The 24,405-nt window shown below is 59.2% G+C and carries 16 protein-coding genes and 1 pseudogene; 15 read left to right on the top strand and 2 right to left on the bottom strand.

The features are described 5' to 3' along the window. Positions 1-45: 45 nt before the first annotated feature. From CMG77_RS04210 to CMG77_RS04150, 14 genes and pseudogenes are all read left to right on the top strand, one after another. On the top strand, positions 46-987 hold the full coding sequence (locus tag CMG77_RS04210) for a pirin family protein (RefSeq protein WP_286807623.1): 942 nt from the start codon (positions 46-48) through the stop codon (positions 985-987). Continuing rightward, complete coding sequence (locus CMG77_RS04205; RefSeq protein WP_211331071.1) at positions 988-1,425, top strand: DUF3429 domain-containing protein; 438 nt, start codon at positions 988-990, stop codon at positions 1,423-1,425. A 240-nt stretch (positions 1,426-1,665) separates the two neighbouring features. Continuing rightward, on the top strand, positions 1,666-3,126 hold the full coding sequence (locus CMG77_RS04200) for an RICIN domain-containing protein (RefSeq protein WP_286807621.1): 1,461 nt from the start codon (positions 1,666-1,668) through the stop codon (positions 3,124-3,126). A 308-nt stretch (positions 3,127-3,434) separates the two neighbouring features. Further along, positions 3,435-5,879: a glycosyl hydrolase gene (locus CMG77_RS04195; protein ID WP_286807620.1), complete on the top strand. Its 2,445-nt coding sequence runs from the start codon at positions 3,435-3,437 to the stop codon at positions 5,877-5,879. Between the two features lie 167 nt (positions 5,880-6,046). Next, positions 6,047-9,088 (top strand): TonB-dependent receptor, encoded by a 3,042-nt coding sequence (locus CMG77_RS04190; RefSeq protein WP_123638476.1) that lies wholly within the window; start codon positions 6,047-6,049, stop codon positions 9,086-9,088. Between the two features lie 151 nt (positions 9,089-9,239). After that, entirely contained in the window at positions 9,240-9,968 is a 729-nt protein-coding gene (locus CMG77_RS04185; protein ID WP_211331070.1) for a SapC family protein, read from the top strand. Then, complete coding sequence (locus CMG77_RS04180) at positions 9,952-11,523, top strand: tryptophan halogenase family protein (protein ID WP_286807619.1); 1,572 nt, start codon at positions 9,952-9,954, stop codon at positions 11,521-11,523. The genes CMG77_RS04185 and CMG77_RS04180 overlap by 17 nt, the downstream gene beginning before the upstream one ends. 32 nt (positions 11,524-11,555) lie before the next feature. Further along, positions 11,556-13,061, top strand: coding sequence for a tryptophan halogenase family protein (locus CMG77_RS04175; RefSeq protein WP_286807618.1), 1,506 nt, complete (start codon positions 11,556-11,558; stop codon positions 13,059-13,061). 9 nt (positions 13,062-13,070) lie between these two features. After that, complete coding sequence (locus tag CMG77_RS04170; RefSeq protein ID WP_286807617.1) at positions 13,071-13,796, top strand: DUF6445 family protein; 726 nt, start codon at positions 13,071-13,073, stop codon at positions 13,794-13,796. Then, positions 13,793-14,212, top strand: a pseudogene (locus CMG77_RS15770) (cupin-like domain-containing protein); the annotation flags it as partial. The gene CMG77_RS04170 and the pseudogene CMG77_RS15770, both read left to right, overlap by 4 nt. Beyond that, positions 14,124-14,606: a cupin-like domain-containing protein gene (locus tag CMG77_RS04165; protein ID WP_502691748.1), complete on the top strand. Its 483-nt coding sequence runs from the start codon at positions 14,124-14,126 to the stop codon at positions 14,604-14,606. The pseudogene CMG77_RS15770 and the gene CMG77_RS04165, both read left to right, overlap by 89 nt. A gap of 83 nt (positions 14,607-14,689) precedes the next feature. Next, complete coding sequence (locus CMG77_RS04160) at positions 14,690-15,499, top strand: polysaccharide deacetylase family protein (RefSeq protein ID WP_353743452.1); 810 nt, start codon at positions 14,690-14,692, stop codon at positions 15,497-15,499. A 323-nt stretch (positions 15,500-15,822) separates the two neighbouring features. Further along, the gene (locus CMG77_RS04155; RefSeq protein WP_286903672.1) at positions 15,823-18,333 is read left to right on the top strand and encodes a glycoside hydrolase family 3 N-terminal domain-containing protein; all 2,511 of its coding nucleotides are present in this window, start codon (positions 15,823-15,825) and stop codon (positions 18,331-18,333) included. Between the two features lie 86 nt (positions 18,334-18,419). Next, a complete protein-coding gene (locus CMG77_RS04150; protein WP_286903671.1) occupies positions 18,420-20,582 on the top strand; it encodes a glycoside hydrolase family 16 protein in 2,163 nt (720 codons plus the stop codon). Positions 20,583-20,647: 65 nt separating this feature from the next. On the opposite strand, the gene CMG77_RS16110 is transcribed toward CMG77_RS04150, so the two are convergent. After that, complete coding sequence (locus tag CMG77_RS16110) at positions 20,648-20,959, bottom strand: helix-turn-helix domain-containing protein (protein ID WP_502691755.1); 312 nt, start codon at positions 20,957-20,959, stop codon at positions 20,648-20,650. Positions 20,960-21,917: 958 nt separating this feature from the next. On the opposite strand from CMG77_RS16110, the gene CMG77_RS04140 reads away from it, so the two are divergent. Further along, on the top strand, positions 21,918-22,943 hold the full coding sequence (locus CMG77_RS04140; protein WP_502691747.1) for an alpha/beta hydrolase: 1,026 nt from the start codon (positions 21,918-21,920) through the stop codon (positions 22,941-22,943). 96 nt (positions 22,944-23,039) lie between these two features. Here CMG77_RS04140 and serA read toward each other — a convergent pair whose 3' ends face one another. Next, positions 23,040-24,269, bottom strand: a complete 1,230-nt coding sequence (gene serA / locus CMG77_RS04135; protein ID WP_286807612.1) for a phosphoglycerate dehydrogenase — start codon at positions 24,267-24,269, stop codon at positions 23,040-23,042. Between the last annotated feature and the right edge of the window lie 136 nt (positions 24,270-24,405).

Raw genomic sequence — 24,405 nt, 5'->3', positions numbered from 1 at the left:
CTATAGCAGGCCCCCAACGCGCGCCCAACTGAACAGGACTCGCTTATGACCAATACTGAATGGCCCACCGCCCCGGAATCCAATCTGGAGTGTCCGAAGGTCGATGGCCGCTATCAGATTCAGATCGTGACGCCCCGGGTGGCGGATGTGGGCGGCATCCCGGTGAACCGGATTCTGCCGCGCCGACAGCGGCGGACCATCGGCGCCTGGTGCTTTCTCGATCACGCCGGACCCAGCCGCTTTCCGGAGGATGCCCCCGGCTTTCGGGTCGGGCCCCACCCGCACATCGGGTTGCAGACCTTTACCTGGATGATTCAGGGGGAGGTGTTGCACCGGGACAGTCTCGGCAGTGAGCAGGTGATTCGCCCGGGGCAGGTCAACCTGATGACTGCGGGTCACGGCATTGCCCATACCGAAGAGGCCACCGGTCCAGAGCCGATGATGCACGCCGCTCAGTTATGGATTGCCTTGCCCAAAGCGCACAAAGATACGGCACCGCGGTTTGATCACTACCCGGAGTTGCCTCGCTGGCAGGAGCGGGATGTCGAGGCGACGCTGCTGGTGGGCGAGTACGCCGGCCGTCAAGCACCCACGCTGAGTTTCAGTCCGCTGGTCGCGGTGGAATTTCTGGCGGAGCAGGCCGGTGATCTGACTCTGAGTTTGCGACCTGACTTCGAATACGGTCTGGTCGCCCTTGAGGGCGATATTCAGGTGGAGGGTGAAGCGTTTGCCGCCAACCACCTCGCGTATATCGGTGGTGGTCGCGATGAAGTACGCGTCCATTTGACGGCGGGTACCCGCCTGCTGATGCTGGGCGGAGAGCCACTGGGGGAAGAAATTCTGATCTGGTGGAACTTCGTCGGGCACAGCCGGGAGGAGATCACCGAGGCTCAGGATGAGTGGGAAGCGGGCAGTGAGCGTTTTGGCAAGGTACCCGGCTACGAGGGTGATCCGCTGCCCGCACCACCGATTCCCTGGAGAACCTGAATGAACCTGTCGTTTATCAAACGTCTGAACGCCATCCAGCGCCTCGGCTATCTGGGGCTCTTGCCTTTTGTGCTCCTGCCGCCCTTGTCCGCTCTGGGCCTGATTGAGACCGGTCAGGCGTTACGCCTGTTTCAACTGTACAGCGCTCTGATTCTGGGCTTTATGGCCGGTGTGCTTTGGCCGGTATTGTACCAGTCGGCACATCCCACGCGCCGGGCGTTAGTGGCGGTGGCTTTCCCGGTCGCGAGCATCGTCGGTTTTGCGTTCCTGCGTCCCCCGGAAGCGCTCGTGCTCCAGGCGGCTCTGTTTTTGGGGTTGCGTCTGTTTGAATATCTGGCGGGCGTGGATCGCCAGTACCCGGCGCGATATCCCCAACTGCGCTGGCAGTTGACCGCAGTGGTGGTGTTTATGCACCTGCTTTATGCGCTTGTCTGGTAGCGATATTGACGGAATTGACTGGGTTTCATGCCCTTATATGACTATTTATGCGCTTTAGTGATTTATAATGTGTGAAATGGTTCGCATTTTGAGCGTAATGTAATACAAGTTAGCGGAAAACTCTTGTAGGTTCATGGTTCCCGACCTGAGTGGGGTTGGCAGTCCTCACATGCGGTATCTCTCGTCGGACCGACGCGTCAGCGTCTCCACCATAACGGCAATAAAAACTGGAGAGAATCTATGTTCCTATCTCGTCTGCGGCGCTCGCCGCTGGTTGTTCTGTTGTTTCTGATATTCCTGTCGCCCAGCCTCTGGGCGGACGCCGAAGTGACCCGCACCAATGGCAATTGGTTGGCTCGGGTGGATGGCAATACGGTGTATGACGGTTCCCGCTATTTCGATGCGATCAACGCCGCGATCAACAATATGGGCTCCGGTACGGTCAATATTCGCAACTCCGGCGATAGTGGCCCCGATGGGGGCAATGTCTACTCCATCCGGCCCCGTGCCGGTCAGACACTGGATTTTCACGGACACACCGTCAATGCCAACGGCGGCGATCTGGTGGTGCCGGTGTACTGTGATCGTCGCGACAACATCACGGTACGCAACCTGCACGTGACCGGTAATCCGCGCTACGGTATCTGGTTCCGGGGATGCTCCCATGTGACCCTGGAAAACATCACCATGGACCTGAGCAACAACAGCCCGGTCGGGTTGGGCATCCGGGTGGACGATTCCACCGGCTCAGCAACTGACCTGACCATTGCGGGCAACATCAACATCAATGGAGCCAAGGGCCATGGGGTGGAAACCTACGGGATTGACGGTTTCACCATCGGCGATGTGACGGTCACCAACAACGGGGGCTGCGGCCTGCTGCTAAACAATTCCCGCAACGGCACCGTGGGCAATGTGACCGGCCACTACAACAATCAGGGGGGTGGTTATGCGACCTTCCGGGTGGCCAACAATAACGGCCCCAATGTCAGCGTGCAGAGTGTTTATTCGCGCAACTCCGGGCGGGGCTTTTTCAGCGTTTCGGACAGCCATGGCACCACCGTCAACTATGTGGATATCGCCAACACCACCTCCCACGGCATTTTTCTGGAGGACGCTTCAGATACCCATGTGTTGAGCGGCTCGGTCTCCAACGGCAACCCCAACTGCCAGTTGGTGCGCACAGACAGTTCCAGCATCAATGTCTCCGGTTGCGATAGTGTGGGCACCGCGCCCGGCGGCGGTTCAGGGGGCGGCAGCAACGGCACCGTGGATGGCATCTATCGCATTGTGCCGGTGCACAGCGGCAAGACCCTGGATGTGGCCAATTGCGGCACCGGAAACGGCACCAATGTGCAGCAGTGGAGCTGGCTGAACAACGATTGTCAAAAGTGGGATATCTCCCCGGTCGATGGCGATTACCACCGCATTTCGCCACTCAATGCCTCTAGCCGGGCGTTGGATGTGGAAGGCCTGTCCACCGACGATGGCGCCAATCTGATGCTCTGGGAGTATCTGGGCGGCCACAACCAGCAGTTCCGCTTTCAGAGCGCGGGCGAAGGGCGCTGGCGCATCATTGGTCGGCAGAGCGAGAAGTGTCTGGACGTGGAGGCCCGCAGTCAGGGGGATGGGGCCAATATCGTTCAGTGGACCTGCAGTGCCGACAGCACCAATCAGCAGTTTGAGTTGATCCGGCAGTAGTGTTCAAGTAACGGCGGATGCGGGCTGCGGCCCTTATCCGCCCTACACCCACTGCCGGGGTAGGCCATTGATCCGTCGGGCCGATCCGCCCACCAGAGCCCCCGTAGGGCGCAGTAAGGCCCAAGGCCGCACCCGCCGTCTCACTTCTCTGAATCCTTCCCGTTTTCCGCTTGTGATGTCCCAGTTTCACGTAAGTGTAAAGTGGGGCGACGAGCTACGCCCTTTCAGGTTCTATGTCCTCCAAGGCCGGTAAACCGGTTACCCGCGTCGGACCTCCGGCGGCGGTACATAACAATAGAGAGGGCGACGTGTCACGGGCGAGAGTGGTATTCAGTGTAGTGGTGTTGGGCGTTGTGCTGGCGGGTTGCCAGCCGCCGGGGGAGCATGGTGCCGGCTCGGTGAGCCTCAGCGTTCAGCCACAAAGCTACCAGTGTCAGGAGGAGCGTGAGCAGGCCAGGCTGACCAGCGCCGGGGTGGTGAAAGCGCAGGTTCCCTCCTGTGGCGGTATGGTGCAGCCACTGCCGTTGCAGCCGAGCGTCGTCGCTCCGGCCGCCCGCGAGCCCACCATGGCCCACCGCTGGTGGGGCAATGTCACCTTTTTTGGTGCGCACGGGGTGGATGATCCCGACGGCCCCGGACACATCACGCCGGACCCCTTGATGGCCAGAATCACCGAGCGCGGGATGCGGCTGATGGGCATACCCGCCGGTTTGCGAGTCCAGGAAAAGGGTGTGACCTACCCGGTGCCCGAGCCCTTGGCCGAAGTGTTTGATGGTATTGCCATTGCCAACAGTCAGTTTGATCGCCTCGATGCCTATGTCAGGGACTACAGTGATGGCACCGTGTCTCTGGAGTGGCGCAATGGCCACCGCCCGGTGATGTCGGCGACGTTCGTGCAGGGCTCCCCTTATGTGTACCTCAGTGTGTTTCGCGGCGACCTGCAGATCCGGACCCTGGAGCCGGACGGTGAGCGCAAAGGCATTTTCTATCGGCAGGGCAACACTCTGGGGCTCTGGACCGATGTGGCGGGAAACCTGAACCACTTTTTGCTGACCGGACATGGGACGACCGAGTTCACCGGCGTCAATGGCTCGGAAATCACCGCCGCCAGCCGCAATAGCCACTTCACCCTGACCTGGCTCCCGGCGCCGGAATCCGGCCCGTCGGCCGCCATGATTGGCGATTTTATCGCCCACGCCCGGCAGCCCGTGGATGAGGTTGAGGTGGACTACAAGGTCGATCCGGACAGCTACCGGGTGACCGTCTCCCATCAGTATCGATACCGGGATGAGCCAGTGAGAACCCTGGCGGGGCTTCAGCCACTGCACTGGAAAAACAGTAAGCAAGCGCTTACCGACTACGAGGTGCGCAGTGCCCGGGGTGTCATGCGGTTTGCAGTGACGGGAGGCTTCGCGTACGAGCTGCCCTCTGTCGGTGTTCTTCCCGGGCTCCCCTCCGGGCTGGGTGACTATGACCCGGAGCGGCTGCGGGCACTGGTGCATGACTTTATGGCCCAGGACCCGCAGGACTGGAACCAGGCGACCGACACCTATTTCGCGGGGAAAAATTACGGCAAGGTGGCCGAATTGGCCCTTTTGGCCCGGGAAGAGGGGCTTGAGCCAGAGGCCAATCGTCTGATTGATTGGCTGAAATCCGAGTTGGAGGACTGGTTTACCGCCGACCCCGCCGAGCAGGCCCGGTATTTTGTCTATGACGACCGCTGGAACACGGTGCTGGGGGTGCACGAGTCGTTCGGTACCCACCAGGCTCTGAACGATCACCACTTTCATTATGGCTACTTTGTCCGTGCCGCCGCGGAGATATGTCGGGTCGACCCGGGCTGGTGCGCCAAAGACCGCTGGGGCCCCATGGTCGAGTTGCTGATCCGGGACTTTGCGGCGGGTCGTGACGACCCTCAGTTCCCCTACCTGCGGTATTTCGATCCCGCTCTCGGCTTCTCCTGGGCATCGGGGGCCGCCAACTATCTGCTCGGAAATAACAATGAGTCGACCTCCGAGGCGGCCACGGCCTACGGCGCCGTGGTGTTGTACGGGCTGGTGACCGAACAGCCAGAGCTGGTGGAGCGGGGCGTTTACCTGCACGCCTCCACGGCCGCCGCCTTCTGGGAGTACTGGAATGACATTGACGGCTATCGCGAGCGCCCGGCGATCTACCGGAACTTCCCCGATGCCTACGACAAACTCACTACCTCCATTGTCTGGGGGGCCGGGCATGTGTTTACCACCTGGTTCAGCGAGGCTCATGCCCACATTCTGGGCATTCAGGGGCTGCCGCTCAGCCCATTGGTGCTTCACCTCGGGCAGTACCCGGATTACCTGGCTGACTATGTGGCTCTGGGGCTGAGTGAGTCCGGCAATGGCAAGCCTTCCGGTCTGAGGGATGGGCACTGGCGGGATATCTGGTGGAACATCTGGGCGATGACCGACGCCGAGGCGGCACTGGCGGATATGACCGAGACCGGTTTTGAGTATGCGCCGGAGGGAGGCGAGACCCGGGCCCATACCTATCAGTGGTTACACGCCTGGACGGAGTTGGGTCATTTGCGTTCGGGGTCCGGCCAGGTCACGGCCGACTATCCGGCCGCCGTGGTTTTTGAATCGGGCGTACAGACGACCTATCTGGCCTACAACTTTGGGGATACAGAGCGGATCGTAAGCTTCTCGGACGGGGTTCGGCTGAAGGTCGCCCCGGGGGCGTTCGGTATCCGGAAAGTGCCGTCACACGGGGGCTGAAAGGGTGTCTCGCTTTACGAAACGTAAAGTGAGACAGGCCACCTTGGGGTGTTTCGGCAAAGTGGGACGACGAAAGTTGCGGGATGCGAGGATAGTGTCAAATGAGCGGTCGTCACTCATCGACCGCATCGGCAAGATTAAAATTATAACGGTTTGAGGATTCGCATATGACCAACAACAGCAGTTTCAAGCGCAAGCTTATCGCCTCCGTCGTCGCGTCTTCCGCGATGGTCGGCCTGGCCAGCGGTGCCCACGCCCAAGACGGTGACGAGGCAATGCTGGAAGAAATCGTGGTTACCGGTATTCGGGCCAGTTTGACTCGTGCCATGGATATCAAGCGGGACTCCCGCGGTATCGTGGATGCGATCTCCGCCGAAGACATCGGTAAGTTCCCGGATACCAACCTTGCTGAATCGCTTCAGCGGATCACCGGTGTCTCGATCGACCGTCGCGACGGTGAAGGGGCCAAAGTGACCGTTCGTGGTCTGGGGCCGGACTTCAACCTGGTGACTCTGAACGGTCGTCAGATGCCCGGCGCGACTCTGGAAGCCACTGTCGCCTCCGGCTCCCGCTCTTTTGACTTTGCCAATCTGGCTTCGGAAGGTGTGACCGGCGTTGAAGTGTACAAGACCGCCCGCGCCGACGTTCCCCCGGGTGGTATGGGTGCTACCATCAATATCCTGACCCCGCGTCCGCTGGAGCTGGACTCTCGCGCCTCAATCGGCGTTAAGGGCGTTATGGATGAATCATCGGTGGATAGTGAGCTGACCCCGGAAATCTCCGGCATTTTCACCGATACCTATGCCGACGGTAAGTTCGGTGTGGCAGTCACTGCCAGCTACCAGGAGCGCCAAGGCGGGTCCGCTGCCGCTCAAATCGGTACTGGCTGGCGCTCATTCCCGGGCACAGTAGTGCAGGATTGGAGCGGTGCCCCCGGTGTCACCAACGAATGGGGTGGCGTCGACTTCGCCAACGGTAATCACCAGAACCAGCCGGCAGCGGAAGATGTGTACTCCACACCGCAACAGATGGGCTACGCCTTTACCGAGTTTGAGCGCAAGCGGACCAACGGTCAGTTGACCCTGCAGTTTGCGCCCAACGAAGATCTGACCACCACGCTGGACTATACCTATAGTCAGAACGAGATCGACTCTGAGTACAACGACGTAGGTGGCTGGTTCAACTTTGGCGGTCAAAGCACCATCTTCACTGACAATGAGTCGCCTTCGGTTCAGACTCCGCTGCTGTACTCCGAAGACATGACCAACGGTGACCTGCCGTTTGGTGTCGGTGAGCAGTCCTCACTCTACGAGAACAACTCCGTCGGCTTCAATGTCGAGTGGAATCCCATCGATCCGCTGACTCTGTCTCTGGATGTGCATAGCTCTGAGGCAGAAGCCCGGCCTAACAACCCATACGGCAACAGCGTCGGTATCGCGGTTTCCGCTTATGTGCGTGACCAGACCACCTTGAATGTCAAAGGTGATATGCCGGTCCTGATCCTGGATATCGTCGACGGTGCCGGCGGAAGCTCCCTGCGCACAGAAGACCTGCAGGTGTCCGGTAGCTTCTTCCGTAACAGCCAGATGAAGCACGAAATCGACCAGGTTCAGCTCGACGGTGAGTGGGAATTCAACGACGCCATGCGTCTGCAGTTCGGTATTGCCCGCACTGAAAGCGACTATCGCTCAGCCTTCTCCAACGTCCAGCGTGACACTTGGGGTGGTTTGGGTGAGGCCGGTGATATGCCTGCCGACTTCTTCACCCGTGAGACAATCCTCGATCGCTTCGACAAAGAGTATGCGGACACCACTTCGGAAGAGATGGCGTTCCTGGGCGGTTCCAATACCATGCCGCTGAATGAGCGTTTTGCATTCAACTTCCAGGATGTTCGTGATTTCGCTGCCGCCAATTACGATGACGGCTCCGGTCCGGCCGACTGTGCCGAAGGTGGTTCGTTCTACTGCGCTGCCGCTCCGGATCAGTTCAATGAGATTTATGAAGACTCGGATAGCGCCTACGTCCAGTTCAACTGGGATACCTTTGTGGCCGAAATGCCCTTGGGCGTCAATGCCGGCGTTCGCTATGAGTCGACCGAAGTCAGCACTCCAGCGACGGCCCAAAGCTACGGTCCGATCGAGTGGGTAGCCGCGAACGAGTTCACCATGCCGACTGTCGGCGACGCTGACTCCGTGATTGATAGCGGTGACTATGACTTCCTGCTCCCCTCGCTGGATCTGAGCCTGGAAGTGGTTCAGGATGTGATCCTGCGTGCTTCTTACGGCCAGAGCATCGCTCGTCCCAACTGGCTGGACCTGCGTGGTGGAACCAGCTACAGCCAGGGTGTACGGGTCAATGGCGGTACCGCCAGCCGCGGCAACCCCGGTCTGGAGCCGTTCAAGTCTGACAACTTCGATCTGTCGGCGGAATGGTATTACGGGGAAGCGAGCTATGTGTCCGTGGGTTACTTCCAGAAAGAAGTGGAAAACTTCCTGGGTTCACGTGTGGTGCGTGAAGAAGCGCCTCTGGCCAACACCCCACATCCGGCACTGGGTGAACGCGCCCAAGCGGCCATCGATAGTGGTATCGCGCCGAACGATGTGGGCGCTATTCGCCAGTACATCTTCGATAACTTCCCTGATCCCGAAACCGCCTATATGGACGGAAGCGGCAATATCATCATTGTCGGTATTCCCGGTGAGGATCCCAACTCTCCGTTTGACGTGACTGAAACGGCCAACTCTGACCAGACTGTCGACATTGACGGTTGGGAATTGGCGGTTCAGCATAACTTCTGGGATACTGGATTTGGTGTGATTGCCAACTACACTCTGGTAGATGAAAGCACCGAGTTTGACAACATGGTGCTGCGTGACCCGCAGTTTGCGATTACCGGTGTCAGTGATACCGCCAACCTGATTGCCTTCTATGAAAAAGACGGCTGGCAGGCGCGGATTGCCTACAACTGGCGGGATTCTTTCCTGGCCTCAACCGCTTCCGGAACGGGCAACAACCCGATCTATGTGGATGAGTACAGTCAGGTGGACCTGAACGTAAGCTACGACGTGACCGATAATCTGTCCGTCTTCTTCGAGGGCTTGAACCTCACCGAAGAGAGCGGTCGCAACTTCGGCCGTGCTGATGAGCAGGTTCTGGGTTTCTACCAGGGCTACGCTCGCTACAACATCGGCGCTCGCTACAGCTTCTAAGCCTGAGCCGATGTCTGGGGTGACAGCGCCGGTTGGGGCTGTCACCCTGACGATGCAAGGAAAGCCGCCGTTATCGGGCGGCTTTTTTGTCTCTGATCTGTTGATTTCTGAGCCTTTATTACGATAAGCACAAAAAACGAGGAGCCTTTAGGTGAAAACCGTATTACTGAACAGTGAACAACACCGTGATTTGCGGGTGGACATGCGCTTCCGGCCCGAGAACGGCGATGCGGTGATGTGGGGGCAGACCTTTTCCCCGGAATTTCGCGCGGTACAGGCTCACTATCCCATACTGTTTCAAAAAGACCCGAACAGCGGGCGCTTCTTTGCCGTGGCTCTGTTTGGCCTTGAGCAGGAAGAGAACCTTTTTCTTCAGGATGACCGCTGGGATGCCGGTTACATCCCCTTGATGATGCAGCGGGTGCCTTTCTCCATCGGCACCTACCCCGGCGATGACGGCGACGAGCCGCGCCGCATGATGCACATCGATGTTGAGCACCCCAAGGTCAACACTGAAACCGGCACCCGTCTGTTCGAAGAGCACGGGGCCAATACCGATTATCTGGACCGGGTGTCCGGTATGCTGGAAGCCATTCATGTCTGGCACCAGCACGACATCGCCTTCATTGATACTCTGACCGAGCTGCAGCTGTTGGAGCCGGTAACCATGGATATCACTCTGGAAGACGGCACCACCGGCCAGTTGATGGGTTTCTATACCATTCAGGAAGAGCGACTCAAAGCGTTGAGCGCGGAGCAGGTCGCGAGCCTGCACGAGCGCGGCTACCTGGAGCCCATCTATATGACCATTGCGTCCATGGGCAAAATGCGCGCTCTGATTGAGCGCAAATCACGGAACCACCATGAGCGTGCACAATAGTCCGACCGAACACGTCGTCATCGTTGGCGGCGGCACCGCCGGCTGGCTGACTGCGGGCCTGCTGGCCGCCGACGCTCGTCTTGACTCCCGACCCAATCGACGGATCACGTTGTTGGAGTCGCCGGATATTGCGACCATCGGTGTCGGTGAAGGCACCTGGCCCTCGATGCTTGAAACCCTGCGGACCATCGGTCTGTCGGAATCCGAGTTCATCCGCGAATGTGATGTCAGTTTCAAACAGGGGTCACGCTTTCAGAACTGGTGCCGCGGCGACGGCGATCGGTATGATCATCCGTTCACGCTGCCTGCCGGATACGGACGCCTGAATCTGGCGGAGCACTGGCGCTACGCCCATCGGGACCTGCCCTTCGCCTATGCGGTCAGCCCGCAATCAGCGGTATGTGACGACGGACGGGCACCCAAGCAACTGGCGACCCCGGAGTACGCGTTCAACCTGAACTACGGCTATCACCTGGATGCCGGTAAATTTACCCGCCTGCTGCAGCGCCACTGTGTGGAACATCTGGGCGTGGTGCATTACTTGGGAGAGGTGACCGGTGTTCAGCCCCGGGATAATGGTGATATCAAACACCTGCATCTGAAGTCCGGCGAAACCCTTGCTGGGGACCTGTTTATTGACTGCACCGGTATGGCGTCCCGTCTTCTCGGACAACACTATCAGGTTCCCTGGGTCAGTCAGCGCCCGGTACTGTTCAACGATTCCGCACTGGCGGTGCAGGTACCTTACTCAAGCGAGCTGAGCCCCGTCGCATCGCAAACCCTCAGTACGGCCCATCCCGATGGCTGGATCTGGGATATTGCGCTGCCGACCCGGCGCGGTGTCGGCGCCGTGTTTTCATCCGCGCATATCGATAAGGATAGGGTGTATGAGCGGCTGGAGGCCTATGTACGCGGGACGGACTCCGGTGCGACACTGGATGAGTTGTCCCCACGTCTGATTCAGTTTGATCCCGGGCACCGCGAACGGTTCTGGCAGAACAACTGTGTGGCCATTGGTCTGTCGGCCGGGTTCATCGAGCCGTTGGAGGCCACCGCGTTGGTATTGGTGGAGCGCTCGGCCCAGTTCCTGGTCCAGCAGATGCCGGAAAACCGGGAGGAAATGTCGGTGGTGGCCCGTCGGTTCAATCGACGCTTCTGCCGCCACTGGGACAACATCATCGGATTTCTCAAGCTGCATTATGTTCTGAGCACCCGTGAGGATTCCGATTATTGGCGAGCGCACCGGGCCGAAGAGAGTGTGCCCGATGAGCTGGCCGAGCAGCTGTTGCTGTGGCGCTCGCGCAGCCCCTGGACCTGCGACAGCCTGTACCGGGACGAGCTGTTTCCGTCGGCCAGCTACCAGTACATCCTTTATGGCATGCGCCCGGAGTATACCGCCCCGGAGGCGCTGGAGCGCCGGGTCCGGTCATCGGGAGCCGCCGCTCAGACCGCTTTCCATGAAAACGGGGTGCAAACCCGGAAGCTGCTGCAAGGGCTTCCGGACAACCGCTCCCTGATAAACCATATTCGCCGACACGGGCTTCATACCGTTTAGGCACGACTTGCTCAGAGTGAGCCGAGGTGACCATGACTGACAGTATCAAACGCATAGTGATTGCTGGTGGAGGAACTGCCGGCTGGATGGCGGCCGGGCTGCTGTCGCAGACGCTTGGAAAAAATCTCGATATCAAACTGGTGGAGTCCGACGATATCCCGACCGTTGGCGTCGGTGAAGCCACCATCCCGCCACTGATGACCTTTCACAAAATGCTCGATATCGACGAGCGGGAATTTCTCGCGGAAGTGAACGGTACCTTCAAGCTGGGCATTTCGTTTGAAAACTGGCGAGAGAAAGATCACAAATACATTCACTCGTTCGGCTATGCGGGCAAAGACTGCTGGGCCTGCAGCTTTCTGCATTTCTGGCTGGCGGGAAAGGCCAAAGGCATTGATTATCCTTACGGTGACTACTGTGCCGAATTGCTGGCGTCTCACAAAAACAAGTTCGCGGTTCTGCCCAATGGCCGGATGAACTACGCCTACCATATGGATGCCGGTCGCTACGCAGCGTTCCTGCGTCGGCGCAGTGAAAAACTGGGTGTCGAGCGGGTGGAAGGCAAGATCGAGAAAGTGAACCTCAACCCGGACAATGGCGAAATCCAGTCCCTGACATTGGCGTCGGGCAAACAGGTGGATGGCGACTTCTTTATCGATTGCACCGGCTTCCGCGGACTGCTGATCGAGCAGTCCCTGAACGCCGGCTTCGAAGACTGGTCGCACTGGTTGCCCTGCGACCGCGCCCTGGCGGTACAGACCGAATCCGTGGGCGAGCCGATTCCCTACACCCGTTCCATCGCCCATGATGCCGGTTGGCAGTGGCGCATTCCGCTGCAGAATCGGGTCGGTAACGGCCTGGTGTATTCCAGCCGCTACATGAGTGATGAGCAGGCCCGGGAAACCCTGCTCGGCAACCTTGAGGGCGAGCCGATTACCGACCCGAAACCGATTCAGTTCCGCACCGGCACCCGGCGCAAGCACTGGGTGAAAAACTGCCTGGCGCTGGGTTTGGCCAGCGGCTTTCTGGAGCCCCTGGAGTCGACCAGCATCCACCTGATTCAGCGCAGCCTGGTTCGCTTCGTGCAACTGTTTCCGGCCAGCGGCCAGATGGTCCAGTCGGACATCGATGAGTTCAATCAGCAGACCAAGCTCGAAGTCGAACGTATCCGGGATTTCATCATTCTGCACTACAAAGTCACCGAACGAGACGACACACCCTTCTGGCGCTACTGCAAAAACATGGAAATACCGGCGCCGTTGCGCCAGCGAATTGATCTGTTCAGCGATTCGGCCCGGGTGTTCAAAATTGAAAATGAACTGTTTGGCGAAGAGTCGTGGATACAGGTGATGATGGGCCAGGGCATCACGCCCAAGGCCTACCATCCCATGGCGGGTGTGATGACCGAGAAAGAGCTTGCGGACTTCCTGAAAAAGCTGCGGCAATCGACCGAACAGCTGGTGGCCAAGTTGCCTTCCCATCAGGCGTTTATCGACTATTACTGCAAGATGCCCATGGCCCAGGCGGCCAACGGCTGAGAGGTGATCATGTCGGGTGCAACAGCGCTGGAGCGGATAAGTCGAGAGGTGGATGCTTCCGTGGTGCGCATCGGTGACGAGCAGACCCCGGTGATCGTGCTGGACTATGTGCTGGGCGACCTGGAGCCTCTCAAACGGGTCGCCAGTGAATGGGCGGCCTTTTCCGGCGAAGGGCAGGCCGCTTATCCGGGGATACGTGCCAACCTCCCGGCGGATTACACCCGCCGGGTACTGTCTCGGGTGGAGCCGCTGATCCGGGAAGTGTACGCGGTGCCGGCGTCACACCGGGGCCATTGCGTTCATCAGTTGTTCTCCCTGGTCACCCGGGCGGAATCCGATCTCGCCGTGCTGCAGCGTGTGCCCCATTACGACACCCGTCGCGGGTTCTATTTTGCGATCATGCACTACCTCAATCCGGGCCCTTTTGGCGGCACCGGATTCTTTCGCCATCGCCCGACCGGCTACGAGCGTATTACCGATGAGCGCTTCGCACATTTTGTGCAGGAAGCCGAGCGGCACATGCGCGAGCACGGGACGCCTCCGGCACGTTATTGTCGGGGCAGCGATGCCCATTTTGAGTTGATTCACCAGGTGGATTACCGGCCGGATCGATTATTGATTTATCCCGGGAACCTGTTGCACTCCGGGCTGATCGAGCCCGACCGGGACCTCAGTGCCGACCCGGCCCGGGGTCGACTGACGGCTAACCTGTTTCTGGATTTTGATGCTTCATGACTGTTTCCGTTACCCTGAACTCACCGACGCAACCGACCGAGCCCCGGGCCCAGCAAGTGGCCTGGTGGGATCGGGAGCGAGCTTTGGCCGTCGACTTTCAGCAGGCCCCGCCCCAGTACCCGGTACTGCTCAAAGGCTACGCCCAGCACTGGCCCCTGGTGGCGGCGGCGCGGCAATCGCCGGAGGCGGTGGCTCGCTACCTGCTGCCTTTTGATGCCGGAAAGCCTCTGGAGGCCATGATCGCCGGTCCCAAAGAGGGCGGGCGGCTGTTCTATACGGATGATCTGAGTGGATTCAACTTCACCCGGATGAAAGGTTTTCTGCCGGATGCGTTGGAGATTCTGGCCTCGCAGTCGCGGGCGCCCCGACCGGCGGCCTTTTATGTCGGCTCCACACCCATTCCCGACTATTTTCCGGGGTTGGAAAAGGTCTGTACGCNTCNGNNNNTTGAGTGCGGAAGTGAAGCCCAACCTGTGGATGGGGAACTCGACCCGGGTGGCCACTCACAACGATGCCGCCGACAATATCGCCTGTGTGGCGGCCGGACGTCGGCGCTTTACCCTGTTTCCGCCGGATCAGGAGGACAATCTGTATATCGCCGATGCGCCCCACACCCCGGGNGGCCGACCGATCAGCCTGGTGGACCTGCGGGCGCCGGACCTGAACCGTTACCCGCGCTTCGCCCAAGCGCTATCCACCGCCCAGGTCGCAGATCTGGAGCCGGGCGATGCCCTGTTCCTGCCCAAGCACTGGTGGCACAANGTGGACGCGTTTGGCCCACTCAATATTCTGATCAACTTCTGGTGGTAGGGCGTTCAAAGGCGTGACCGGGGCCTATGGCGTCGGGATAAGGTCCGCAGTACTATAACGCCTGCCTCNNAACTCTCCGGGTAATGTTTATGCNATATTTGCGTCTTAAAACNGTCGGGCTGCTGTGTGNNCTGCTGCTGTGGTGGCCGGTGTCTTCTTCGGCCGAACCGATTTCCTGGCCCGGCAATGCCANAGCNGCGGTCAATCTTGCCTATGATGATGCGCTCGCNTCCCAGTTGGACTATGTGATTCCCGANTTGNACCGGCATGGGTTCCGGGGCAGTTTTTATGTGCCGGCGGCGGCCCCGCTGTTNNTGGAGCGNCTGGACGAGTGGCGCGCGGCGGCCGNTCAGGGGCATGAGNTGGGCAACCATTCACTGTTNCATCAATGCGACAAGCAGCGNCCGGGGCGGGANTGGGTGGCGCNGCATCAGGATCTGAGCCAGATCCCGGTCGAGGCGTTTGCCGAGCAGATCACCTTGGCCAATGACTTTCTGTTTCTGATTGATGGTGAGACGGAGCGCACCTATACGCCCCCCTGCGGCGATGTCCGGGTCGGAGATCGGGATTACCTGACACCGGTGAAGCCGCTCTTTCTCGGGGCCAAATCCATCGGTTCCGGAGGAGTTACTCCCTCGCTGGAATCCCTGGACCGCTTTGGCATTACGGTGGCCGTGCCAACCGAGGTGTCCGGCGAAGAGCTGATCGCGGTGGTCGAGGAAGCGGCCCGCCGGGGTACCATGGCCAACTTTACTTTCCACGGCGTCGGTGGCGACTACCTGTCGGTCTCCCGGGAGGCGCACAACGCNTTATTGGAGCACCTGGCGGCCCATCCCGAGCGCTACTGGGTCGATAGCTTCGTAAATATCATGCGCCACCTGCGAGACCACTGAAGCCCGCATCCTCCGGNGCTTTCAGCCCCAGCCACCGGTGGGAACCNGTGTCCCACCTTTGCCGCCTCCCGGCGGCCCAAAAGTGGCAAACACCACCTTTCACACTCTCATCAAAGTGGGACGACCCCTGTCCATTACCGGTCAAGAATGGCAATACGGGCGAGCGTGGGACTCGTCCGTGTTATCGATCGACGTTGTGCACTGAGAATTGCTTATTGGTAAGTGGTTGTTATGCGTCGCTCTGACTCTCCTTGAAAAAGCTTGGCTCCGCGNGGGCGACCCCGGAGCCTTTTTTCCCCATACGAATAACAGCGAGACCGACAATGAAGAAGTCCCTGACCCTTTGGGCCCCCTTGGCCCTGGCCGTTCTGGTGGGGTGTAACGGCCCCACCAACGACAACCCATCCGAAAGCGCCACTGGCGCCGACCTATGGCCGGAGCATCCGACGCCCCTGGCCGATCCGATGGCGTACGAGCCGGAGATTGATGCGCTGTTGGCTCGCATGTCCGTCGAAGAGAAAGTGGGCCAGATGATCCAGCCGGAACTGCGCAATGTGACGCCGGAAGACGTCAAGCGCTACCACTTGGGCTCGATTCTCAACGGCGGCGGTTCCTTCCCCGGCGGTGACAAGAATGCCACGGCCGACGACTGGCTGGGACTGGCGGACGGTTTCTATGAGGCGTCCATGGACGATAGCGATGGTTTTGCCGCCATTCCCATTGTCTGGGCCACCGATGCCGTACACGGTCACAACAACGTCAAGGGCGCTACTCTCTTCCCCCATAACATCGGTCTCGGGGCCACCCGCAATCCGGACCTGATCCGCGAAATTGGCACGGTTACCGCCCGGGAAGTTGCCATCACGGGGCTGGACTGGAACTTCGCGCCGACCCTGGCCGTGGCCCGGGACGATCGCTGGGGCCGCACCTATGAGGCCTACGCCGAAGATCCGGAAATCCTTTACGACTACGGCAAAGCCATGGTGGAAGGTCTTCAGGGGCGGGCAAACACCGACGAATTCTTCGGTCAGGGCCGGGTGCTGGCCACGGCCAAACACTATATTGCCGACGGCGGCACCGAGGGCGGGATCGACCGCGGTGATGCACCCTTCTCAGAACTGGAATTGCGCGATGTGCACGGCACGGGTTACTTCGGTGCCCTGGATGCGGGTGTCCAGACCGTCATGGCCTCGTTCAGCAGCTGGCAGGGCAAAAAACTGCACGGCCACGGTTACCTGATGAATGAAGTGCTCAAGCAGCGAATGGGTTTTGACGGTCTGATCGTGGGTGACTGGAATGGCCACGAGTTTGTCGATGGTTGCCGGCAGGATTCCTGTCCTGAAGCGGTGAACGCCGGTCTGGATATATTTATGGTTCCGGATCAGTGGCGGGCCCTGCACGCCAATACCGTTGCCCAGGTTAAGTCCGGCGAGATTTCCGAAGAGCGTCTGAATGATGCGGTACGCCGGATCCTGCGGGTCAAGTTCCGCGCCGGTATGTTCGAAAAAGCCAAACCTTCAGAGCGGCACTACGCCGGACGTGAAGACCTGATCGGTGCCGATGAACACCGGGCGGTCGCCCGTCAGGCCGTGCGTGAAAGTCTGGTATTGCTCAAAAATCAGAACGGTCTGCTGCCGCTGAATCCGACCCAGCGCATTCTGGTGGCCGGCGATGGCGCGGACAACATCGGTAAGCAGGCCGGCGGTTGGACGCTGACCTGGCAGGGCACGGGCAATGAAAATGACGACTTCCCCGGAGCCAGCTCAATTTACGATGGGATTGCCGAGGCGGTGACCGCTGCCGGCGGATCCGTCGAACTCGATGTGGACGGAAACTTCGACGAGAAGCCGGACGTGGCCGTCGTTGTGTTCGGTGAAGACCCCTATGCGNAAATGCAGGNCGACCGCGCCGATGTGGACTATGAACCCAAGGCTGACCTGGCCTTGCTCAAGCGCCTGCGCGATGAGGGCATTCCGGTGGTCTCGGTATTCCTGACCGGTCGTCCGCTCTGGGTCAACCCGGAAATCAATGCCTCGGATGCCTTTGTGGTGGCCTGGTTGCCCGGCTCTGAAGGTGTCGGCGTGGCCGATGTGCTGGTCGCCGATGCAGAGGGTCAGCCGCGTCACGACTTTAGCGGCAAGCTGTCGTTTTCCTGGCCGGCCCGTGCCGACCAGACGCCGCTGAATCAGGGCGACGGTCAAACGNCCCAGTTCCCCTATGGCTATGGTCTGACTTACGCCGATGAAGGCAATNTGGAGCCGCTCTCGGAAGACAGTGGCCTGACCGAATCCGAAGCGCAGACTGTGTTGCCGCTGTTTGAAAACCGTCCGATGGAGCCTTGGCAGTGGGTGCTCAGCGATGTCACTGAACGGGCCCGTGTGGTCACCGGTAGTGGCGCGAAGCTGCCCGGTATTGAAATCCAGTCGGTCGACCGCCTGGTCCAGGAAGACAGCCGGGCCGTTCGCTGGACCGGTGCGGGCCCTGCGGAAGTCGCCCTGCGCTCTTCCGGGCGGGTGGATCTGAGTGCCTATGCCGGAGAAGCCCATCTGCGTCTGGACGTCAATGTGGTCAAGGCGCCCACTTCAGCAGTGGCTCTGGGCATGCGCTGTGGCCAGGACTGCGTCGCCAACGTGGATATCACCGAGTGGTTGGCCAGTGCCGAAGAGAACAGCTGGCAGACCCTGTCGATTGATCTGAGCTGCCTGGTTGAGGCCGGCGTGGATCCGTCGATGGTGTTGTCACCTTTCTATATGAGCACGGCCGGAGAGTTGCAGGTCAAGCTCTACAACGTTCGTCTGGAAATGCAGTACGAGGGCGAGGGACTCTGCCCATAAACCCAGTGCATGGCGCACTGAACGTTTAGCCCGGGGCGATCGGCTCCCGGGCCAAGCGGAACATCAATGATAATAATGAGGTGTTTATGAAAACAGTAAATTATCCAGTCATCGGCCTGGGTATGGCGCTATTGGCGATCGCCGGCTGTGGCAGTGACTCCGATGACACTCCGGATAACTCAAGCAGCAGCGTCAGTTCCTCCAGTTCTTCCTCCTCTTCNGTCAGCAGTGACAGTTCCAGCAGCACCGCCAGCGGTGTCAGCGAAGACTGGACGCTGGTCTGGAGCGACGAGTTTGACGGTGACTCGATCAATACCGACAACTGGTCTCACGAAGTGAACTGCGCCGGCGGTGGTAACAATGAGCTGCAGTGTTACACGGCGCGCGAAGAAAACAGTTATGTGGCGGACGGCCATCTGCACATCGTTGCCCGGCAGGAAACCCATAGCGGCCCAGCCGTTTTCGATGATGACCCGGCGTACGATCCTGATGACACCTCGGTTACCCGTGACTACACCTCGGCCCGCCTGCGCACGAAGAACAAGGCGGACTGGAAATACGGGCGAATCGAAATCAACGCCAAGACGCCTCAGGGGCAAGGCCTGTGGCCCGCCATCTGGATGCTGCCGACGGAGTGGGTTTACGGAGNCTGGCCGCTCAGTGGCGAGATCGATATTTTCGAAGCGGTGAATACCAANGCCAGCGGCGAGAATGANGTCCANGGCACCCTNCACTACGGTCGTCCCTGGCCGAACAACCTCAACAGCGGAGCCAGTTTTACGCCCGCAGAGCCGATCTGGGAAAACTTCCACACTTACGCGATNGAGTGGGAGGAGGGTGAAATCCGTTGGTATGTNGATGATGTNCANTTTGCGACCCAGACGGCTGANGATTGGTTTACTCTCTCNTGGCAGGGGCAAGACGAAGGCTTTGAGACTGGTAACCCGGCTTCTCCGTTCGACGAAATGTTTCACCTGATCATGAACGTCGCCGTCGGTGGNAACTGGCCCGGTGCGCCGGATGATNCGACCACTTTCCCTCAGGAAATGGTNGTCGACTATGTTCGCGTTTATCAGTGTGANGTTGATCCCGATACTGGCAAGGGGTGCGCCTGGATCGATGANNATGCCGAGGATGTAGAGGGCACGGGNGGCACCGAAAANGAGTTTGCCCTGTATGAAAACGGCCCGGCAACGCTGAACTTTTCAGTGTTTGATACCGANGTNAGNAACACGCTGGTTCCGGGNCAGTGGCANGAAACCGCTGGAAACCTGGTTGTCGANACGGCGCTTCAGGTGGATGACCAGACNGTCTGGGATGTNCAGTTNAACGGCCTGAGCAATGTNTTCCTGCTGTCNGGTGANATGANCAGTGTCGACTANGTCGANGACGGTTTCAGTTTTTCACTCAATGAAGAGCTCAGCGGTATTACCTTTGATATGCGGGTNNTCGACGCGAGTGAGGACGCCACNCTGAGCGTCAAGCTCGACAGNGTATGGCCCAACGTCAGNTCGCGNGANATTGAANTGCCGCCCNCAGGCGAGTGGCAAAGCGTCTCGGTCCGGTTTTCGGATTTTGTCGGCAATGCCGATCCNGCGGGTCAGGTCAACTACAGTGACATCAATGCGCCCTTCGTTCTTGAGCTGAGTANCGGTACCGCCCACGTGCAGCTGAACAACATCCGTGTGACCTGCTTTGGCCCGTCCTGTAGCGTCAATCCGAAACTGGATGGCACGGCGCCTGAAGGCACCGAGGCGGTCGATGTGTTTGTCGACGGTAGTCTGGATGCACTCTGGACGGATCCGGGCGTGGACTTCTATGTTGAAGGGGGTCAGAGCATCACCTCTACCACCGTATCTGACGGTGATCGCGGCGACGTCCTGGAAATAGCCTTCGGGGCCAGCGGTTTCGGTACCATGTACATTCAGTCAACGGACCCGCAGNATCTGAGTGCATACGCTGGCGGGAACCTCGTGTTTGATCTGAAGGTGGTGGATGCCGGAAACAACACTGATGGTTTCCTCGTCAAGGCTGACTGCATTTATCCGTGTACCTCGAATGAGCTGTCGGTACCGCTGCAGAACGACGGTGAGTGGCATACCGTATCGGTATCCATCGCGGACTTGACGTCGGGTTCGGGCTTTATCATCAGTCGTGTCAATACGCCCTTCAGCCTGTGGCCCGTTTCGGGNCAGCAGAGCAATGTGGTGTTCCGGCTGGATAATATCCGCTGGGAGCTGGCCGAATAACGNTTTGCTCAGNNNAAAAAAAAGCCGCTCATCAAGAGCGGCTTTTTTTTGCCTGTTGTTCAGGTTTAGTGAGCACCCTTGTCTTTGCGGTACTCGGAAGGGGACATGCCCGTCAGGCGCTTGAAGAACCGGTGAAAAGCGGACTTGCTGTTGAACCCGGACTCCAACAGAATATCCAGAATGGTTTTTTCTGTGGCTTTCGGGTCGGCCAACAGTCGCTTGGCCTCCTCCACCCGGTAGGTATTGATGAACTCGAAAAAGTTGGTCCCAAAGTGTTTGTTGATCACTGANGANACNTCTTTTACCGGAAGATCCAGGCGAGCCGAGAACTGCTCAATNTTGAGGTTCTGCTGCANNTAGATCTTGTCGGTTTCCATCGCGGCCTTCACCCGGTCGATAGCCGATTCCGAGGGTTTATCCTCAGCCGGTGCACGGGTTTCCTCGGCTCGTGTTTCAAGCAATTGGTGGGCGTATATCAGGCTGTAGGTAAACAGGCCATTGATCAGGATNAAGGTNATGTAGTTATCGGCAATTCCNAGGTAGTCTGCGGTTTCCGGAGAAGTGTACTTTGCCAGAATGTGGACGATCATCGTCCAGGTCCAACTGGCGAAAAATCCCAGGGTCAGAATGTTCAACCAGCGCGGCTCGGTACTGGAGAAGTGGGAGTATTCGTCCTTGAGCTCGGAGCGGTATCGTTGCACGAGCGCCACGGCAGCGAAGGAATAGACCAGCGGAACCAGCTTGGCGGAATCCCAGAGGAAAGTGACCAGCCTCTCCGGCTGCTCATCGCCCATGGCCCAGAGGTGACGGAGGTCATTACTGTCTATGGCAAACAGGGCCATGATCAGACAGGTCACGAGCGCCGGCGCCAGGTGCACCAAGTGAGTGGGGCGGAGCGTAAACTGGGCNCGGGTAATGGANGCTACATACAGGTACAGTGCCGGCCCTTTGAGCATNAGAGCGGCCATAAGGAAGTAAGGAATCCAGTACTGGTCAACGGTCGGTCCAATGTGGACCTGATCGTTCCAGAGGATCAGGGTGGTTGCGGAGCCTGTGGCAATGACCAACAGGAAAGCGCTCAAAAGGCGCCCGTACAGCCGGTTTTGTGCGGGCATGGCGGCCTGGAGCAGTGCCAGGAGTATGCTCTCGGCGACGGTCATCATCANTATGACGTCGTGGATATTGAAAATATAATCTTTCATGGAGTTGGGGTAGGGGACCTTGATTATTCTGGTGGCATACAGGCGCTAATCTGTCATATTTCCCACCATTGAGCAACCGAGCGGATCGAATCAGGATCTTGTCTTANAGACTAANAGCNGTTGTCTCAGGGTTGTGTTTATACCGCCCGGCAGCCAGAATTNGGNGCCAGTGTCCCTTAAAGGAGCCTCGTCCGTGACCTTATCCAAATCCGCCCCGGATTTTTCAGAGCTGCCCGAAATTTTGCCCTATCTTGCGTTTGATCCCGCNGAAGATGGAGCCAATGTCGGCGATGCGACCACTCGGGCTTATTTAAGGCACTACGGGCTGGATTTGGCGGCTGAATTTCCTGACGTGGCTCAGGGCGTTGGGCGGGTCCGCGTGGATCAGTGGGACATAGCCTGCCATTATTGGCTACCTCCGCAGCCACGGGGTCATCTGAGTATCGTGCATGGGTATTTNGATCACTCGGCACTGTACGTTCATGCGGTGCGATTTGCGCTCAGGCATAACCTGTCGGTTCTCACCTATGATCAGCCCGGCCACGGCTTGAGCTCGGGGCCGCGCCTGGTGATTGACAGCTTTGATCGCTATGCCGATGTCCTGCAGCAGCTGCTGGAGCGCTCCCGCCACCTGTTCGGCCCGACGCGATGTGCTCTGGGGCAGAGCATGGGAGGCGCCACGCTGCTTAACCACCTCTGGCGCCATGGGAANGCCCTGACCGGCCGTACCGCCCTGTTCGCGCCNCTGGTGCTGCCGCGCGGCTGGGGGCTCAGCCGGTGGCTCTANGCCCTGCTGCACCGCTGGGTGCGGGAGATTCCCCGGACGTTTATCGATAGCTCCCATGATGCGGACTTCAATCGCTTTCTGGCNTCCGAGGACCCGCTGCAGTACCGNCGCCTGAGTGTCGACTGGGTGGGCGCCATGAAACGTTGGGACGAGGTCTTCCGGAGTTGGCCGGTACGCAATGATGAACTATTGATGGTGCAGGGCACCGGGGATGACACCGTGGANTGGCAGTACAACNTGCAGCAGATCGGNCGNAAGNTGCCTAANCTGNGNGTGGAAATGCTGGAGGGCGCCCGTCACCATCTGGTGAACGAGACGCCCGAGTACCGCGACCCGGCCTTCGCCGCGGTCGAACGGTTCTTCTTCCAGTAGGTCGGATTAGCGANGCGTAATCCGACGCAGGGTTTGAGCNTGTTGTGTCGGATTACGCTTCGCTAATCCGACCTACAGGGCTTTGGAGGTGCCAGTTCAGAACAGCACCCGACAGCGGATGGTGCCTTCAATTTCCCGCAGTTGCTTGAGCACTTCCGGGCTGTAGGGCGAGTAGATGTCCACTACCACGTAGCCGACCTTCTCGTTGGTCTGCAGATACTGGGCGGCGATGTTGATCTGATTGTCCGAGAAAATCCGGTTGATCGCCGACATCACGCCCGGTACGTTGCCGTGCACGTGCAACAGGCGGTGCGCGTCCGGGTGTCCGGGTAGCGCCACTTCCGGGAAGTTGACCGAGCTGGTGGTGGTACCGTTGTCCGAGTACATGATCAGCTTCTCGGCCACTTCCACCCCAATATTCTGCTGGGCTTCAACCGTCGAGCCGCCGATGTGGGGGGTCAGAAGGACGTTATCCAGGCCGCGCAACGGGCTGACGAACTCGTCGTCGTTACCTTTGGGCTCCACCGGAAAGACATCAATGGCCGCGCCGGCCAGCTTATCTGCCTTGACCGCCTCGGCCAGCGCGTCGATATCAATCACCGTACCGCGCGAGGCGTTGATCAGGATGGAGCCGGGCTTCATCTGCTCGAGCTGTTCGGCGCTAATCATGTTTTTGGTTGAGCCGGTTTCCGGCACGTGCAGGCTGACGATATCGGCGTGGTTGAGCAGCTCGTTCAGGCTGCGCATCTGGGTGGCATTGCCCAGCGGCAGCTTGGGAATGACATCGTAGAAGCAGACGTTCATACCCAGGCTCTCGGCCAGTACGCTCAACTGACTGCCGATGGAGCCATAGCCGATAATGCCCAGGGTCTTGCCTCGAATCTCGTAGGAACCCACGGCCGACTTCTGCCAGCCACCGCGATGGCAGACAGCGTTTTTCTCGGGAATTCCGCGCAACAGCAGAATCGCTTCGGCCAGCACCAACTCGGCCACCGAACGGGTGTTGGAGTAGGGCGCGTTGAACACCGCCACGCCGTGTTCCTGAGCGGCTTTCAGATCGACCTGGTTGGTACCGATGCAGAAGCAGCCCGCCGCGATCAGCTTATTGGCGTTTTCAAATACCTTGCGGGTCAGCTGGGTGCGCGAGCGCAGGCCGACGAAGTGGGCATCTTTGATGCGCTCGATCAGCTCGTCTTCAGCCAGCGCGGTCTTGAGGTAGTCGATGTTGGTGTAGCCGGCGGCATTGAGGGTGTCGACGGCGGATTGGTGGACACCTTCCATCAACAGAAACTTGATCTTGCTTTTGTCCAATGACTTTTTGCTCATGAACGCAGTCACCTCAGCGGATTCGGGTTGGCATTGACCCTGCGGGGGAGGGGATGAAAAAGGGCCCGCATAATACCACAAGTTCCTGCATAGGTGGGTTCGATCCAGTCCGGCCTGCCGTGTGTTATACCACTTC

The sequence above is a fragment of the Marinimicrobium sp. genome, assembly GCF_002695945.1.
Lineage (GTDB): Bacteria > Pseudomonadota > Gammaproteobacteria > Pseudomonadales > Cellvibrionaceae > Marinimicrobium > Marinimicrobium koreense.
The sequence above is the reverse complement of the archived record's forward strand: the minus strand, read 5'-3'. Positions and strand labels throughout refer to the sequence as shown.

Excerpts from the sequence above, each read along its gene's own strand:
- CMG77_RS04180 (WP_286807619.1), top strand. The coding sequence starts at position 9,952 with ATGAGCGTGCACAATAGTCCGACCGAACACGTCGTCATCGTTGGCGGC.
- serA (WP_286807612.1), bottom strand. The coding sequence starts at position 24,269 with ATGAGCAAAAAGTCATTGGACAAAAGCAAGATCAAGTTTCTGTTGATG.
- CMG77_RS04170 (WP_286807617.1), top strand. The coding sequence starts at position 13,071 with ATGTCGGGTGCAACAGCGCTGGAGCGGATAAGTCGAGAGGTGGATGCT.
- CMG77_RS04200 (WP_286807621.1), top strand. The coding sequence starts at position 1,666 with ATGTTCCTATCTCGTCTGCGGCGCTCGCCGCTGGTTGTTCTGTTGTTT.
- CMG77_RS04175 (WP_286807618.1), top strand. The coding sequence starts at position 11,556 with ATGACTGACAGTATCAAACGCATAGTGATTGCTGGTGGAGGAACTGCC.
- CMG77_RS04210 (WP_286807623.1), top strand. The coding sequence starts at position 46 with ATGACCAATACTGAATGGCCCACCGCCCCGGAATCCAATCTGGAGTGT.
- CMG77_RS04190 (WP_123638476.1), top strand. The coding sequence starts at position 6,047 with ATGACCAACAACAGCAGTTTCAAGCGCAAGCTTATCGCCTCCGTCGTC.
- CMG77_RS04205 (WP_211331071.1), top strand. The coding sequence starts at position 988 with ATGAACCTGTCGTTTATCAAACGTCTGAACGCCATCCAGCGCCTCGGC.